Source organism: Marisediminitalea oceani (assembly GCF_003731635.1).
Lineage (GTDB): Bacteria > Pseudomonadota > Gammaproteobacteria > Enterobacterales > Alteromonadaceae > Alteromonas > Alteromonas oceani.
Window position 1 is genome coordinate 37623 of sequence record NZ_RCUA01000019.1, and the last position, 16655, is coordinate 54277.

Consider the following 16655-nt stretch of genomic DNA (forward strand, 5'->3'; position numbering starts at 1 on the left):
CTAAGCGACCAGACAATAAGAGTAAAGGATAGGCGATGCTGGCATCACAACATAATAGCACTGAAGCGGTCGTTCGACATGACTGGACCCGGGAAGAAGTGGAGGCATTGTATGCGATGCCCTTCAACGATTTGTTATTTAAAGCCCAGGTGGTTCATCGTCAGCATTTCGACCCTAATCAGGTGCAGGTGAGCACACTGTTATCAATCAAAACCGGCGCGTGCCCGGAAGATTGCAAATACTGCCCACAAAGCGCCCGCTATGATACCGGCCTTGAAAAAGAACGTCTGCTGGAAATCGAAAAGGTCATTGAACGCGCCAAAGAAGCTAAACAAACCGGCTCTACTCGTTTTTGTATGGGCGCGGCCTGGCGTAACCCTAAAGAGCGCGATATGCCTTACCTTACCCAAATGGTCGCCGAGGTGAAGGCGATGGGGCTGGAAACCTGCATGACGCTCGGTATGTTAACCCGCGACCAGGCGGTTGCCCTCAAACAAGCTGGTTTGGATTACTATAACCATAATCTGGATACCTCGCCGGAATTTTATGGCGATATTATTACCACCCGTACCTACCAGGATCGCCTCGATACCCTGCAAAATGTCCGCGAGGCGGGGATGAATGTGTGCTCGGGTGGCATTGTCGGCATGGGCGAAACACTGTCCGACCGCGCATCGCTGCTTATTCAGCTGGCCAATTTGCCGGAGCAGCCTCAGAGTGTGCCGATTAACATGCTGGTTAAGGTTGATGGCACGCCGCTGGACAAACTGGATGATATGGAACCCTTTGATTTTATCCGTACTATTGCGGTAGCGCGTATCATGATGCCCAAGTCCCATGTTCGCCTGTCGGCGGGTCGTGAACAAATGAATGAGCAAATGCAGGCGCTGTGTTTTATGGCCGGTGCCAATTCCATTTTTTATGGTTGTAAGCTGCTCACCACTTCAAATCCGGATACGCACGAGGACGTGGTGTTATTTAAGAAGCTGGGCATTAATTCTGAGCGTACCCGGGAGTATTCTGACGAAGCGCACCAATTGGCGCTCGAGGAAGCTATCGAACAACAAAATGCTCCGCAGTCAGAACTATTTTATGACGCCACCGAAAAAGGTCAAACCGAGTCTGCATAATGGCCTTTGATTTTATTGATACGCAGTTAACTGAGCGCCAGCAGCAGGGCTATTACCGCCAGCGCACCGCCATCGACTATGAGCGGGATGGCGTAATTGCCGTTGATGGTAAGCATTATCTTAACTTCGGCAGCAATGATTACTTAGGACTGCGTCACGATCAGGGCGTATTACAGGCCTGGGTTGAAGGACTGGCGCAATTTGGTGCCGGCAGCGGTGCTTCTCCCTTGGTAACAGGTTACAGCGTGGCTCACCGTGAGCTCGAACTTATGCTGGCTGAAGCGTTGGGCTACGATGCGGTGCTGTTATTCAATTCCGGCTTTGCTGCCAATCAGGCCGTATGTCAGGCGTTATTTGCCTCGACCGGTGAGATTATTGCCGATAAATTTATGCACGCGTCGTTTATTGAAGGGGCGCTTGCCAGTCAGGGCAACCTGCGCCGCTTTGCCCATAACGATACTGCTCACCTTAAAACTCTGTTGACTAAGAGCGAAGGGTCAAACCGACTGATTGCCTCAGAAGGGGTGTTCAGTATGGATGGTGACAGCCCTGATGTTAACGCTTTGGTTAGTTGCGCCAAGCAGTCCGATAGCTGGCTGATGCTGGATGATGCCCATGCTTTTGGTGTTACCGGCGATAACGGTCTGGGCTCGGTGGAAACCTTTGGCCTCAAGCAGCAGGATTGTCAAATTGTTATGGGTACCTTCGGCAAAGCCGTGGGTACTGCCGGTGCTTTTGTGGCGGGTAGCCACAGCCTGATTGATTATCTGGTTAATTATGCCCGTCACTATATCTATTCTACGGCCTTTCCGCCGGCCCAGGCGGTCGCTACCATTTACGCGCTGAACTGCGTGACCACTGGCTCCCAGCGCGAGCAGCTGCATGGCAATATTGCCTATTTTAGACAGCGCGCCAGGCAGGAAGGCCTGACACTACTCGACTCAGAAAGCGCCATTCAACCGTTAATTGTGGGTGAACCAGAACTGGCCCGCCAGTATTCCAAAGCATTGTCTGAAAGGGGGCTATGGGTGCCGGCCATGCGTCATCCAACGGTACCGAAAGGGTCGGATCGGCTGCGCATTACACTGAGTGCCGTGCACACCAGCCAGGACATAGACGCTCTGGTAGACGGACTGACTCTGGTGCGTCAGGAGTTACAACATGGCCCTGATTGAACCGCGCACAACTGTGCAACAGGCGACTGAAAAAGACGATGTGGCCAAACGTTTCAGTGGCGCCGCCGGTCAGTATGATGAGATAGCCAATATTCAGGCGCGGATAGCCGCAGCAGCGCTTGCCCGTGTACCCCAAAAGCCTGTAAACAAGGCGCTGGATATTGGCTGTGGCACCGGCCGTCACACTCAGCATTTAAGCCTCATAGCCACTGCGACTGCCGGGCTCGATTTGGCCGTAGGCATGGTCGAGCAGGCTCAGCGAAATTACCCTGCTATCCATTTTGTGCAGGGCGATGCCGAACAACTGCCCTGGCAGAGCGCCGCCTTTGATATGGTGTTTTCTTCCATGGCTCTGCAGTGGTGTCGTTGTCCGCAAGCCGCTCTCGCTGAAATATCCCGGGTTTTGCACCATGGTGGACGCGCTGAATTAGCGATTATGGTGGACGGTTCTTTTGCTGAATTACGCCGGGCAAGTCGCGCTGCCGGGGTATCGCTGCAAATTAACGAGCTGTTCACTGCCAGCGATTGGCTTGCTGCGCTGAGCCAGACCGGTTTGAACTATGGTGCACATGAACTTGTTGAATACAGCGATGAGTTTGATGGGCTTTGGCAACTGCTGCGCTCAATCAAAGGCGTTGGCGCTGGCAGTAGTGCACAGGGCGCTAAGCGTCAGGGGCTCACCCGTAAAGCGCTAAACCAACTTGAAGCAGCCATGCCACGCAACGATCAGGGGCAGTTAACCAACACTTATACCGTATTACATCTGACGCTGGAGAAACCACTGTGACCCAGGCTTTTTTCGTTACCGGCACTGATACCGAAGTAGGTAAGACCTACGTAAGCGCAATGTTACTTAAAGCCGCGGTAATGGCCGGCAAGCGAGCCATAGGCTACAAGCCTGTGGCAGCGGGCTGTGAATGGTACAACGGCCAGTGGCAAAACGAAGATGCGCTGGCCTTACAGCAGGCATCGAATGTTGAGTTAACGCTGAAAGAGGTAAATCCGGTGGCGCTGGAGCCGGCAATAGCGCCGCATATTGCCGCCGAGCTTGCCAGTCAGCCACTTAGTGAAGCCGTGATTAAAAGTGGCTACAAGCATCTGCTTAACAAGCAAGCTGATGTGCTGCTGATGGAAGGTGCTGGTGGCTGGCGTTTACCCATTGGCAATCAACGCTTTTTAAGTGACGTGGTAAAAGCCCTCCAGCTTGATGTGATAATTGTCGTAGGGATGCGTCTTGGCTGCCTGAATCACGCGTTACTGACCGCCGAAGCCGTAAAGGCTGACGGACTTAATATTAAAGGCTGGGTGGCGAATACGTTGACTCCCGACATGCCTTATTTTGAAGAAAATCTGGCGACGCTCGAGCAACTTATGCCGGCGCCGCGTCTGGCGACTATTCCCTATCAGTCAGCGCCGGATTTTGCTGCACTGGGCGAGCTCTTTAACTGATATAGTTGGTTAAATCCTGGCCCGGCGCGATGGGGGTTTTATCATCGCCGCTGAAACAAAATCCTTCCAGCTCACCCAACAAAGTAAGCCGTCCTTCAGTATATTGCAGGGCAGTGCCTTCCCGGATAGCCAACACAGGTGTTTGGGGATTTAAGCGGGTGAACTCAAATAACCGGTCGTCCCGGGTTTCGCCATTATGTCCGGGCGGCTGATAATCGGTATAGTGCGGATTTAACTGGCAGTGGACAAAGTCAAGCGCAGCAAAAGAGGGCGGTTCAATAATCGGCATATCATTGGTAGTGCGGATACTGTTGCCGCAAATATTACTGCCCGCGCTCCAGCCGATGTAAGGCACGCCCTGGCTTACCTGGCGCTGCAAAGGCTCTATCAGTGACTGCTTATACAGTTCATTGAGTAAGTTAAAGGTATTCCCACCACCAACCAGTACCGCTTTAGCAGAGGTGATTGCCTGCTGAGGGTCGTCGCAGGTATGGATACCAGTAATGTTGAGCTGTGGCAGGGCCTCGCGAACTTTTTCTACATAATCATCCCAGCCCAGCGTTACCCCGGCAAACGGAATGAACAGGACGTCCTGCTCTTCACCCAGGTGGTGTGAAATCATATCGCGGGCATGGGCCAGATATTCTTCGTCGCCCATTCGGGAACTGGATAGCATTAGCACGTGTGGCTTAGTTTCTGTCGGCATTAATCTTTCTCTTTGTTTTTTTCGTGGGTTTTAGCATAGTGTTCATCGCTAATGATAAGTACAATACCACGCTCGAACCGGTGGGGTAAGTCGCATTGCCAGCAGGCCGGGATAGTTGCAGGCTAAGAATACTGACGTAAAGATAGGAATTACCATGACATCACCCAAAGCTGTTTTATTTGTCTGTCTTGGCAATATTTGCCGCTCGCCCACGGCTGAGGCGGTATTCCGTCATAAGGCTGATGAGGCCGGACTTAAACTGACCATTGATTCAGCCGGTACTCATGGTTACCACACTGGTAGCCCGCCAGACAAACGCTCGCAAGCCGCTGGGCAGGAGCGAGGTTATAGTTTTAAAGGATTGAAGTGCCGTCGGGTGAGTGACACCGATTTTGAAACCTTCGATCTGATCCTGGCCATGGACCAGAGCAACCTTGAAAACCTGCGCGAGATGAGCGATCCGGAACATCATCATAAAATTCGCCTGATGCTGGACTTTGCCGGTTACGAAAATGAAGAAGTACCAGATCCGTATTACGGCGGCAAAAAAGGCTTTGAGCTGGTGCTTGGCTTAATTGAGGAAGCTTCGGACGGCTTGATCAGGGCGCTCAGAAATTAATGTCGGCCCCTGCCTCCAAATGGACTCTTGGTGCACTGGGTATTGTATTGCTGTTGTGTTTTTCAGCATTGCTCGCCAGTGTCTGGTGGCAGGCGGATACTACCGCCGAGACTCGCTGGTACATTCTGGTTAATTTACAATTGCCACTGGCAATCACGGCAACTGTGGTGGGCGCGGCACTGTGTGTGAGTGGGGCGGCCTTACAGGTGGTGTTACGCAATCCGCTGGCCGACCCGGGGATCATAGGTATCGCCAGCGGCGCCAGCCTGATGGCGGCATTAGTGTTGATCCTGATGCCAGAGTGGATGGTCAGTACCCTGCATTACAGCATGCCACTGGCCTGTTTTGCCGGCGCGTTGCTATCGACCGCGGTTATCTATCGCCTCTCTACGCGCTTGCGAGGGCTTAACACAGCGGTGATCCTCGCTGGTATCGCAATTACCACCTTAACCAGCGCTGTAATGGGCTGGCTTTATTTGTTCGCCGACGCGCAGTCGATGCGTAATCTTACGTTCTGGGTGATGGGCAGTCTGCATCAGGCCGACGGCTGGATCCTCCTATGGAGCGCGCCACTGATAGCAGGCAGTTGCTTGCTCATTATCTCAAAAGGCAAGACCCTGAATTATCTCTATAACGGCGAACTGACGGCGCGCAGTGCAGGCATCGACCCGACTCACGAGAGTAAGGTTGTGCTTATAGCCTGCGCCCTGGCGGTGGGGGCGGCGGTTGCTATTGCCGGCTCTATTGCCTTTTTAGGGTTGCTGGTGCCTCATTACGTTCGTTTACTGATGGGGTTTGATAACCGGGTGGTTTTGCCCGCCAGTGCATTGTGTGGCGGCGTAATGTTATTGCTGGTGGCGTTGTTCTCGGATTTGCTGCCCTATGCATCCTTGCCGGTTTCCATGGTTACCGCGTCGCTGGGCGGCCCGCTACTGCTGTATGCCTTGCTTAAAGGGCAGTTTAAATGAATCTGCCAGTTAAGCTTGAGAACATTTCCCTGGAACAGCGCCTGGACAATATCTCGGTGACTATTACGCAACCGGGCATCACCTGCCTGTTGGGGGCCAATGGTGCAGGTAAATCATCGTTGTTGCTGGTGCTGGCTGGCCTGATAGAACCGGAACAGGGTAAGGTACACTGGGGGCAAACCGATGTTTATGCAACGCCGCTCGCGGTGCTATCCGGCCATCGCTGTTTTGTTGCTCAGCAGCACAGTATTCAGTTTGAACTAACCGGTCGCGAATGCCTGCAATTTTTAAGTCCTTGCCTGAGCAGCGACATTCCCGGTGAGTTGATCCGTAAACTGGATATTGCTGATTTGCTGGATAAACCGGTTAGCCGCATGTCTGGTGGTGAGTTGCAACGTATTATGATCAGCCGCGCGTTGTTACAGGTGTGGCCAGCTATTAAATCCGGTAATGCTATTATAGTACTCGACGAGCCACTCCAGGGAGTGGATATTCGTCACCAGACAGTGTTGATGCAATGGCTCAGTGCGCTGGCGAAGGTCGGTAATCAAATAATTATGAGCTGTCATGATATCAATATTGCTAACACCTTTGCCGATACGGTATTGTTAGCAAAGGCAGGGCAAATGCTTGCATACGGACCTACCAGAGATGTACTCACCCTGTCTAACCTGTGGTTAACCTTTGATTGTCAGTTTGAATGCCTGTTTAAGGATGAGCAGCGGCATTTTATTCCCGTACGACATGCAACTGGCTTTTAAAGGATTAGTCGTTTTCTGAAATTTCCCATTTGAAAGAGGTGCTAAGTGAATAACTGGCAACCAGATAGCTGGCGCGCAAAGCCAATTTTGCAACAGCCAGAATACGAGGATAAAGCTGAACTGGACCAGGTAGAGCAAACCCTGAGTTCGTATCCTCCTTTAGTGTTTGCCGCTGAAGCCCGAGAGCTGCGTCGCCAGCTTGGTCAGGTATGCGAAGGTAAAGGTTTCTTACTGCAAGGCGGTGACTGTGCGGAATCGTTTAGTGAGTTTAATGCACCGAAGATCCGCGATACCTTTAAAGTACTATTGCAAATGGCTATTGTTCTGACCTTTGCCGGCCGTTGCCCGGTAACCAAAGTCGCGCGCATGGCCGGCCAGTACGCCAAACCACGTTCTTCGGATTTTGAAACCATCAATGGTGTGACGCTGCCCAGCTATCGAGGCGATATTATTAACAGCTTTGAATTCACTGAAGCAGCACGCCGACCTGATCCACAACGACTGGTTGAAGCTTATCATCGTAGTTCAGCCACCTTAAACCTGTTGCGCGCTTTTGCGCAGGGCGGACTGGCTGATCTGCATGAAGTGAACCGTTGGAATATGGCGTTTCTGGAAAATAATCCGCAAAAAGATAAGTATCTGGACCTATCCCGTCGCATTCAGGATACCCTGGAGTTTATGGACGTCATTGGTATTAACGCTACCAATACGCCATCGTTACACGAAACGTCATTGTTTACTTCTCACGAAGCGCTGTTGCTTAACTATGAGCAGGCCTTAACGCGTATTGATACGCTAACGGGTAAGCCTTATGACTGTTCTGCGCATATGGTGTGGATTGGTGAGCGTACACGTCAGCTTGACCATGCGCACATTGAGTTCTTCCGCGGTATCAATAACCCTGTGGGTGTGAAGGTTGGCCCGACCATGGAAGAAGACGAACTTATTCGTCTGATTGATGCGCTTAACCCGAATAACGATCCGGGCAGACTCACTCTGATCACCCGAATGGGAGCAGACAAGCTGGAAGCGAATTTACCGCGACTGTTACGCCGGGTGAAAGCCGAAGGACGTAACGTAGTGTGGAGTTCCGACCCCATGCACGGCAATACTTTCTCTGCTTCCAGTGGTTACAAAACCCGTAACTTTGATGCCATCCTGAGCGAGATTAAACAGTTCTTCCAGGCCCATGAAGCCGAAGGCACCTATGCAGGTGGTATTCACCTGGAGATGACTGGCCAGCACGTTACCGAATGTACCGGTGGCGCTTACCAGATCAGCGACGAAGATCTCAAGGAAGCCTATAAAACCCAGTGTGATCCGCGTTTGAATGCCGATCAGGTACTGGAAATGGCGTTCCTGGTGGCAGACCACTTACGCAGTAAGTAATCAGCCAACCACAATCTTTGTGTTATAAGAGCGCAGCGAGGCAATCGCTGCGCTCTTTTTCGTTAAGGACACCGGTAAAGATGGTTTTTCGGCGCAGGGCTGTGGTGGTTTTATCGGTGGCTGTCATCGCTTTAATGAAGTTTTCCGGCATGTTTACCTGCGCAAGAATTGCCTGCCAGTTCAGGTAGGCACCGTAGCTGAGCAGTTTTTGCTCGTAGCGCTGTTGTAATGTGGTTGTCGCCTGGTCTAACAATGCCGGCTCAGCCAGCACTTTGCGTGCAATACAGCCGTGTAAGCACAGGCTAAGTTTATCTGCTTCGTGTTGCTGATACTTTTTTTGATGGTAAACCATGGGGCTAGTCGTCGATTAACGGCGTAAGCATACCTTCCATGCCGTTCAGTTTGATTTCATACATCAGCGCCAGTTGCTCCCCCAGTTTTCCGGCCGGAAAGCCTTGCTTGGCAAACCATACCAGGTAAGGTTCGGGCAACTGAATGAGCTTACGCCCGGCATATTTGCCAAAGGGCATGGTCTGATTAATGGCCTGTTTAAGGGCTGCCGCGTCGGGCATTGAGTTTGTCATGGTTAAGTTGCCTGTTTTTGCTGTGCTTGCCAGAGGCCGGCATAAACGCCTTGTTGACTCAGCAGCTCATCGTGATTGCCATGTTCGATGAGTCGGCCCTGGCTCATGACCAGAATTTTATCGGCATCCACAATGGTTGACAAACGGTGGGCTATCACCAGACTGGTGTGGCCTTTGGCGACTTCCCGCAGCGCACGCAGTATGGCTTGTTCAGACTGACTATCCAGAGACGAAGTGGCTTCATCGAAGACCATGATCGCCGGGCGTTTTAAGATTGCCCGGGCGATGGCCACCCGCTGCTTTTCGCCACCGGATAGTTTAAGGCCTCGTTCGCCTACTTTGGTTTGGGCGCCTTCGGGCAATTGACTGATAAACTGATCAAGGTGGGCCAGACGAATAGCTTCATGCACATCATCCTCACTGGCGTCGGGCCGACCGTAGCGGATGTTCTCGAATATAGAATCGTTAAATAACACTGTGTCCTGGGGCACAATGCCAATGTGCTGACGCAAGCTGTGCTGCGTGACGCCCGCAATATTCTGGCCATCGATAATAATCCTGCCGGATGCCGGATCGTAAAAACGAAACAGTAATTTCACCAGGGTGGATTTTCCGGCACCACTTTCGCCTACTACGGCAACCTTGCTACCAGGTTCTACGGTAAAACTAACGTTGCTGAGGATCGGGCGGTCGTCGTGATAAGCAAAGCTGACCTGCTCAAACTCAATGCGCCCCTCACGGGTAACCAGCGTTGTTGCATCCTGACTATCATCTACCTGCGGGGTTCTGTCGAGCAGTTTAAATAAGTTTTCAATATTGGCCAGTGAACCTCGAATTTCGCGGTAAACAAACCCCAGAAAGTTGAGCGGCATAAAGATTTGCATGGTGAAGGCGTTGATTAGCACAAAGTCGCCAATGCTCATATTACCTTCGCTGACTTCAAGGGCTGCCAGCAATAGCATGCTGGTCATGGCGGTAGCAATAATAAAAGCCTGGCCACCGTTTAAGGCAAATAAGGATAAACGGTTTTTGCGGCGCGCGGTTTCCCATTGGGCCAGGTTACTGTCGTACAGATTGGCTTCGTATTGCTCATTATTGAAATACTTCACGGTTTCGTAATTTAGCAGGCTGTCGATGGCGCGGGTATTGGTGCTGGAGTCAGCCTGATTAACCTGGCGGACATATTCAGTGCGCCAATCGGTGGCTTTCATTGAAAACCAGACATAGGCAATTACTGAGCAGAGGATAATCAGCGCAAACGATACGCCATACTGAGTCAGTAATACGCCTACTACCAGTGCGATTTCCAGCAGGGTAGGGCCAATATTAAACACCATAAACCGCATCAGAAAACTAATGCCACTGGTACCCCGTTCTATGTCCCGCGACAGTCCGCCGGTTTGTCTGGACAGATGGAAGCCCAGATCCAGCCGGTGTAAGTGTTCGAACACCTGCAGGCCGAGACGACGCATAGCGCGCTCAGTTACCCGGCCAAACAGTGTGTCGCGCACCTCGCCCAACAACACATTGGACAGGCGTAATACGCCATAAGCGAATACCAGTGACAGCGGCACGGCCAGGGCTTTAACGGTGTCGTCGTTGAGACTGTCGACGGTATGTTTAAGAATAAAAGGCAGGCCAATGCTGGCCAGTTTGGCCGCCACAAGGCATAGCAGGGCGACAATAACCCGTTGTTTAAATTCCAGCAGGTAGGGCCATAATTGCCGAAATACCTGCCACTGCATAGGTGTGTTGGGATCAACCGGTTGGCGATGTGGGCGCATGTATCCTCTTTTATACCCTTAAAATAACAATGGTTATGTTGTGGCCCGACATAAGGTAGAATGGCCAGACAGCACAATGTGCGATGCTTATAGCTGACCTTAACCCTAAAGGCATTGATTTGTTACAAGATTCGTTTGGTCGCCGATTTTATTATCTGCGCTTGTCCATTACTGATGTATGCAACTTTCGTTGTCAGTATTGCCTGCCCGACGGTTATCAGGGCCAGGCCCAGCAGTTTCTGAGCCTAAATGAAATTGACACCCTGGTAAATGCTTTTGCGCAAATGGGCACCTCGAAAATTCGGGTGACCGGCGGCGAGCCCACTCTGCGAAGAGATATCGTTGATGTGGTTGCCAGCTGTGCGCAAACCGAAGGGATCAGTAAAGTTGCGATGACCACTCACGCGGGCAAACTGGCCTCATTGGCAGAGCCACTGGCCCAGGCCGGGCTGAAGCAGGTTAATATCAGTCTGGACAGTCTGGAGCCGGCACAGTTTGCACTGCTTAGTGGTCAGGACAAACTGAATGCCGTACTCGATGGTGTGGAGTCAGCCATCGTTGAGGGTATGAATGTAAAGGTTAATGCGGTATTGCTGCGCCCCTGGGCTGAAGCTCAGTTACGCGACTTTACTGCCTGGCTGAAAGATATGCCGGTAACGGTTCGATTTATTGAGCTGATGGAAACCGGCCAGCACAAGGCTTTTTTCAAATCTCATCATGTCAGTGCCGAACCTCATCTGGCAGCCCTTAAAGCTCAGGGCTGGCAGGTGTTGCCGCGTGGTAAGGATGCCGGCCCGGCCATTGAACTGGCTCATCCTGATTATGTTGGCCGGATTGGCTTTATTATGCCTTACAGCAGTGATTTCTGTGACAGCTGCAACCGCTTGCGCATTACTGCACTGGGTAAGTTGCATTTATGTTTATTCAGTGAACAGGGGCTCGATTTACGTGAGTCATTAGAGTCGGGCAATGTGCAGGCTGTTAAAGACTTTGTGGCGTCGAGCCTGGCCGATAAAAAAGTGTCTCATTACCTACAGGAAGGCATTACCGGGATCACTAAAAATCTTTCCATGCTGGGCGGATAATAACATGCTCACTGTTAATCCGTCCGAGCGTTTAACTTATCGTCGTATTACCGCACAAGACCGGGATTTCCTGTTTGAAATTGATCAGGATGAAGAGGTTATGCGCTACTTAACCGGTGGCAGAAAAACCACGCGCAAAGAAGTGGACGAAGTGTTTATTCCCCGCATCGAGTCTTTCAATAATGAAGAGAAAGGCTGGGGATTATGGCAGGTCAGCTTGAGCACGGGTAATCGGCAAGCGATTGGCTGGATTCTGGTTCGCCCGTTAGGTTTTTTTACCGGTGCTCCGCAGCCGGATAACCTTGAGCTTGGCTGGCGCTTTCGTCGTCAGAGCTGGGGGAAAGGGTATGCAACGGAAGCTGCTAAAGCCGTGCTGGACTCGCTGCGCCAGGCAGGATGCCCACAGTTCTCTGCTATAGCGCTGGAGGATAATCATGGTTCTATCAATATAATGCAGAAACTAGGCATGCAGTATCTGCGTACGGAGCGCTATACCGATGCGATTTTTGACGAAGACGTGGTGGTGTATAGTACCCACCCGTTTAATGGGTAACCGCTGCCACCTGCTGATTACTTTCCGGTGAGTCAGTGTCCATTTGATGATGCCAGAAATAGCGGTCTTTGCCCTGCCGTTTGGCCTCGTATAATGCGTCGTCTGCCTCTTTCATGGCCAAATCAAAAAACGTTGTCGCCGACTGTGTGCTGCGACAAACCAGCGTTGCCCCAACGCTAATGCTTGTAGTGTCTATCCGCCCCTTCTCCGTTTCAATGCTGATAGCCCTGATGCTGGCCATAATGTCATCCAGGATTTGACTGCATTGTTGTTCCTCTCCTGAGTCCAGAATCAGGCCAAATTCTTCGCCGCCCAACCGGGCAACCATGTCTGAGCTTCTTACTGAATGCTCCAGTACGCGGGCTACTTCTTTTAGCACACTATCTCCAGCGGGATGACCATAGGTGTCGTTAAGCTTTTTAAAGTTATCAATATCGATAATGCAAATACACAGGTTGGCTTGTTCGCTGTCGGTTAATGACTGAATACGGTTAAAGTAAGCTCGCCTGTTCATCAAACCTGTAAGTGCATCGGTAGACGCCAGGTATTCCAGGCGTTGCTCAGCTTCATAACGGGCTTGTTCTACTTCAACCGCTCTGAACAGGTTAGCCAGCGTATCGGTAAGCGGAGTAAGAAAGTTCACATCATTTTGTGAGTAATCTTCTGCTTTATTTGCCAGTCCTATTACACCTACCGCTTTACCGAATTGTTTAATCGGTAGTCCGAGAAAACGATGAAGTACCGGATGTCCCTGGGGAGTGCCCTTTGAAGCCAGATGTTTTCTTGGCGCGTTGGCGATAACCGGTGAATTTGAGGTAATCACATGGCCGAACAAATTATTCAGGTTGGTAAATCTTAATTTGCCTTGTTTAAACAATTCATATTGTTTTTTGGTTTCCTCACTCCAACTGACATCTGAAATCGCATAAATATGCAGGCAGGGGTTATCGTCCTCGTAATGAACTTTACCAATAAAGCCGTATTCACTTTCTGCCAGATCAATGAGTTCAGGGAAAATCTGTTCACAGGCGAGTTGCAAATCTTTTTGTGCAACAAACAGGTTTTGTGCGTGGTTAATAAAACCCAGTAACCGTCTTTGCTTGTCGGCTTCCAGATCGGACAGTTTTTTCTCGGTAATATCCCTGTGAGTCATGGCAAAGCGTTCTGCCCGGCCGTTCTTATCCCGGGTCACTACCTTGCCGTAAGTTTCGACCCAGCGGTAACCGCCAGCAGCGGACTGCAGTCGGTATTCAATATCCAGCGGGGTTTGGGGTTAATCAGGCTGTCTACTATAGCATCGCGCATACGTTCTTTATCAGCCGGATGTACCAGTTGCGCCCAATACATCATGCTGGTGTCTACGCTATCCGGGTGCATACTGACGATGTCACACATCCGGTTGTTCACGCGCATGTTGTCGTTACGCAAATCCCAGTCTGAAGTGCCAAGTCCGGAAGCTTCAAGAATAAGTCGCATGCGTTCGTTGGTTTCCAGAATACGCTGTTCCAGGTATTTCTGTTCGGCGTTATTGAGCAATAAGCCTTGTACTGCTATCAGCTGACCTTCTTCAAAGATGCCGCGGGAAACCAGTTTGTACCAGATTGGGGAATGACCTCTGTTAACGACTCTGAAGTCACATTCACAAAACGTAGCACCCTGCTGGTGATTACGCATGGCAAACATAAAACCGTCGAGGTCTTCAGGATAAATGCAGCTTTCCAACTGAAAAAGTGAAACATCTTCGGGGATATCAACACGCAGTAATTTGCTGAAATTTTGAGACAGATAAGAGGTAGACACTGAGGGCTTTGCCTGCCAGCGGATAAGAGCAGCCGGAGAATTATTTAATAACTGGTGTTCGTCCTCGGTGCGCAAATTGGCGTAGATTAATTCGATGCACTGCGCCAGATGCTGACTGAATTTGGTTAGCAGTTCGACGTCCTGGGGGGTTAATACCCTGGGGCGGGTGTCCATAACACACACCGAACCCACTTTGATGTTCTGGAGCTGAAAGGGCACGCCCGCATAAAAGCGAATGAATGGCTCCCCGGTAACACAAAGTTTATCCCGGGAACGTTCGTCCTGCAGCGTATCCTCTATATAAATAACATTGCCGGTTTCTTTTACCAGCTTACAAATTGAGTCACTGACCGGGATCTCTGTTGCTTCGATACCAAATTTGGCTTTAAACCACTGAGTTTCACCTTCCACCACCGCCAAAAAAGCAATGGGCATATCAAACATTTCAGCAATTGACTGAATAAACTGATCCAGAATGTCGTTATATTCATCGTCACTGAGGCGATACTTCTCGATTAGAGCCTTTATTTTCATGTGAGGTTTATTTTGCTTAGAGTGATACCAAATAAATATTTACTCTTAATAAATAGTCTCAAACTAGCAAAACTGCAAAGTCTCAATGCAAAATAATCAGGCTGTAAGCCATGATGAGAGCGGGGTGTAGGGGTTAAGTCAGGTCTTTTAATACCTTTTTGACACGCTGATAGCGTTGTTCCTGCTCTTCGGTGAGCTTGCCTGACTCAATGGCTTTCAGGCAATTATGAATTAACTGTGTACTGAGGGTATCTTTTGCCGCCTCGCTATTCGCTTCACGAAGGTTAATGGCTGCGGCCTGTAGCAAATTCAGCGCAATGGATGGGTTCTTAGGCATAATGGTAAATGCCTGGCGGAAGGTTTGCAGGGCTTTTTCCAGATCGCCGCGCTGGTACTGGTTAACAGCACTGTTATTAAGCTCTTTTGGACTGAGACTGATTTCTGCTTTCTCAGTTTTTTCCTGCTGGACATACTGTAAAAACAAATTACTTTGTGCTGGATCGTTGTGACAGCGGCGTTCGATAAGGTCGAGGATATTGAGCGCATGCTCCTGAAAACCCACCTCATGGAAAGCTTTCGCTTTATCGAGGAGCCCTTCAATGCTTTCGGTTTCCCAGGTATCATCACTTAGTTGGTCGAGCAGCGCTTTGGCGTTATCCACTTCGTCTTCCAGGTACAGCAAACGGGCATCAATGACTTTTAACTGATCATCAATGTCGGCTTTCGGAAAATTATTCTTAAGCTGCTTTAAATACTCGGTGGATTGCTTAATTAGGCGTTTGGTGTGTTTTTCATCAGCGGTCATCGCAAAATCAATGCCCGCCCGGGCCACATTGAGATAAATTTCCGGCTTGTCGTGAATGGAGTTCTTGGCAATTTTGACAATTTTCTTGGCCGCTTCAAACTGCGACTCGTAATCGTGGGTTAATCTCGACAAATCCAGGGCTTTGGCATGGCGGTGAATATTTCGGGGTGAAATTTCACTGGCAACCTCAACACTTTCCAGCGCATCCTCAAATTCTTTGTGCTTAATTTGCAAGGCCGCCAGCAAGTCATATGCGGCTAGCATAGAGTCTTGCTTGAGTGCCAGCTCGATAACCAGCTTTTCCGCTTCTTCATCCAGGTCCAGCGAAATAAAACTGCGGATCAGACCGAGCTGAGCCCAGGTAAAGTTTTGCACATTGATAATCGCCTGGTAAAACTCTCTGGCTTCATCGTAATGGCTGCAGGCTAATAACAGTTCGCCTTTTAACTTTAAGGCCAGCGGGAAAAACTCAGAATTGCGCGGCTCAGTTAAAAAGTTCTCCAGCTCCAGAAGTGCCTTATCCAGAGAGCCTTGTTCAATAAACTGATAAACCGGTTTTAGTACTTGTTTCCGGGTTAACAACCGGCCAAGGCGGCGGTCGAGTTCCCGCACGGTAAAAGGCTTGGCCAGAAAGTCGTCTGGTTGCAGCTCAACAATACTGTGCACAATATCTGCAGTTGTGTCGGCACTGATAAAAACAAACGCCGTACTTGGCGGCAGTTCGTTGTGTTCTTTTAGCTGGTCGTAAAGAAAGTAGCCGTCCTGTTCATTTTTCAGGTCGTAGGAGCAGACGATAAGATCGTAATGATTACGGCGAATGTAGGTGAGTGCAGTACTTACCCGATCGGCATACTCGATATTCTGAAAGCCCAGCTCTTCCAGTGAGTATTTCAGATAGCCTTTGGCAAGGACCTGATCGTCAATGACTAATACACGAGTCTGTCTGGCTAACTTTAAATTCATTACCGCTATTTCCGTTTGGCTTCTGAATGCTTTATCGGCAACTTGCTAATAAATCTTATTAAAACCTGAATACTGAGCACTGTCACGAAAAACAAACAGGCATAGCAGAGGCTTAAGGTCCGAGCGTTAAATAAGGGCAGGGCACAATATCTGAGTAAACTAAACTAGCAGAGCTGAAGTTGGATAAAAATAAGTGCATGAAAACGGGAGTCGAATTCAGCTGTGAATCGCAACGAAGGTGTTGAACCAGTGAACGGTACAAAGGCTGTTATATGTTTAATTGTATCTTAGCGCTTGATAAAAGAGATGGTGGACGTCTGCTGTGACTCGCAACGAAGGTGTTGAACCAG

At 50.1% G+C, this 16655-nt stretch carries 17 protein-coding genes; 10 read left to right on the forward strand and 7 right to left on the reverse strand.

The window, feature by feature from the left end:
- Positions 1–35 precede the first annotated feature (35 nt).
- From bioB to bioD, 4 genes are read left to right on the forward strand one after another with little or no spacing between them, the layout of a single operon-like run.
- Positions 36–1130: a biotin synthase BioB gene (gene bioB / locus D9T21_RS06660; RefSeq protein ID WP_123324265.1), complete on the forward strand. Its 1095-nt coding sequence runs from the start codon at positions 36–38 to the stop codon at positions 1128–1130.
- Positions 1130–2305, forward strand: coding sequence for an aminotransferase class I/II-fold pyridoxal phosphate-dependent enzyme (locus D9T21_RS06665; protein ID WP_123324266.1), 1176 nt, complete (start codon positions 1130–1132; stop codon positions 2303–2305). Before bioB ends, D9T21_RS06665 begins: the two co-directional genes overlap by 1 nt.
- A complete protein-coding gene (locus tag D9T21_RS06670; RefSeq protein WP_123324280.1) occupies positions 2292–3092 on the forward strand; it encodes a methyltransferase domain-containing protein in 801 nt (266 codons plus the stop codon). Before D9T21_RS06665 ends, D9T21_RS06670 begins: the two co-directional genes overlap by 14 nt.
- Positions 3089–3754, forward strand: coding sequence for a dethiobiotin synthase (gene bioD, locus D9T21_RS06675; RefSeq protein WP_206427240.1), 666 nt, complete (start codon positions 3089–3091; stop codon positions 3752–3754). The genes D9T21_RS06670 and bioD overlap by 4 nt, the downstream gene beginning before the upstream one ends.
- Here the strand turns inward: bioD and pepE are convergent.
- Positions 3747–4460: a dipeptidase PepE gene (gene pepE, locus D9T21_RS06680; RefSeq protein WP_123324268.1), complete on the reverse strand. Its 714-nt coding sequence runs from the start codon at positions 4458–4460 to the stop codon at positions 3747–3749. The genes bioD and pepE overlap by 8 nt on opposite strands.
- 154 nt (positions 4461–4614) lie before the next feature.
- Here pepE and D9T21_RS06685 point away from each other — a divergent pair, with 154 nt between their 5' ends.
- The 4 genes from D9T21_RS06685 to D9T21_RS06700 are packed head-to-tail and all read left to right on the forward strand — an operon-like array spanning position 4615 to position 8197.
- Complete coding sequence (locus D9T21_RS06685) at positions 4615–5079, forward strand: low molecular weight protein-tyrosine-phosphatase (protein WP_123324269.1); 465 nt, start codon at positions 4615–4617, stop codon at positions 5077–5079.
- A complete protein-coding gene (locus D9T21_RS06690) occupies positions 5079–6047 on the forward strand; it encodes a FecCD family ABC transporter permease (protein WP_123324270.1) in 969 nt (322 codons plus the stop codon). The genes D9T21_RS06685 and D9T21_RS06690 overlap by 1 nt, the downstream gene beginning before the upstream one ends.
- Positions 6044–6808, forward strand: coding sequence for an ABC transporter ATP-binding protein (locus D9T21_RS06695; protein ID WP_123324271.1), 765 nt, complete (start codon positions 6044–6046; stop codon positions 6806–6808). The genes D9T21_RS06690 and D9T21_RS06695 overlap by 4 nt, the downstream gene beginning before the upstream one ends.
- Before the next feature lie 45 nt (positions 6809–6853).
- On the forward strand, positions 6854–8197 hold the full coding sequence (locus D9T21_RS06700; RefSeq protein WP_123324272.1) for a class II 3-deoxy-7-phosphoheptulonate synthase: 1344 nt from the start codon (positions 6854–6856) through the stop codon (positions 8195–8197).
- Between the two features lie 22 nt (positions 8198–8219).
- Here D9T21_RS06700 and D9T21_RS06705 read toward each other — a convergent pair whose 3' ends face one another.
- From D9T21_RS06705 to D9T21_RS06715, 3 genes are read right to left on the reverse strand one after another with little or no spacing between them, the layout of a single operon-like run.
- Positions 8220–8549, reverse strand: coding sequence for a hypothetical protein (locus tag D9T21_RS06705; protein ID WP_123324273.1), 330 nt, complete (start codon positions 8547–8549; stop codon positions 8220–8222).
- 4 nt (positions 8550–8553) lie between these two features.
- A complete protein-coding gene (locus tag D9T21_RS06710; RefSeq protein WP_241155651.1) occupies positions 8554–8781 on the reverse strand; it encodes a DUF3820 family protein in 228 nt (75 codons plus the stop codon).
- Between the two features lie 2 nt (positions 8782–8783).
- Positions 8784–10565: an ABCB family ABC transporter ATP-binding protein/permease gene (locus D9T21_RS06715; RefSeq protein WP_123324274.1), complete on the reverse strand. Its 1782-nt coding sequence runs from the start codon at positions 10563–10565 to the stop codon at positions 8784–8786.
- Between the two features lie 119 nt (positions 10566–10684).
- On the opposite strand from D9T21_RS06715, the gene moaA reads away from it, so the two are divergent.
- Complete coding sequence (gene moaA / locus D9T21_RS06720) at positions 10685–11650, forward strand: GTP 3',8-cyclase MoaA (protein WP_123324282.1); 966 nt, start codon at positions 10685–10687, stop codon at positions 11648–11650.
- A 4-nt stretch (positions 11651–11654) separates the two neighbouring features.
- Entirely contained in the window at positions 11655–12203 is a 549-nt protein-coding gene (locus D9T21_RS06725; protein ID WP_123324275.1) for a GNAT family N-acetyltransferase, read from the forward strand.
- On the opposite strand, the gene D9T21_RS06730 is transcribed toward D9T21_RS06725, so the two are convergent.
- The 3 genes from D9T21_RS06730 to D9T21_RS06740 form a co-directional block, all read right to left on the reverse strand.
- A complete protein-coding gene (locus tag D9T21_RS06730; RefSeq protein ID WP_377907584.1) occupies positions 12193–13464 on the reverse strand; it encodes a diguanylate cyclase in 1272 nt (423 codons plus the stop codon). The two genes, D9T21_RS06725 and D9T21_RS06730, sit on opposite strands and share 11 nt — an antisense overlap.
- Entirely contained in the window at positions 13395–14537 is a 1143-nt protein-coding gene (locus D9T21_RS06735) for a GAF domain-containing protein (protein ID WP_123324277.1), read from the reverse strand. Before D9T21_RS06735 ends, D9T21_RS06730 begins: the two co-directional genes overlap by 70 nt.
- 133 nt (positions 14538–14670) lie before the next feature.
- Entirely contained in the window at positions 14671–16305 is a 1635-nt protein-coding gene (locus D9T21_RS06740) for a tetratricopeptide repeat-containing response regulator (RefSeq protein ID WP_123324278.1), read from the reverse strand.
- Positions 16306–16655: the final 350 nt, after the last annotated feature.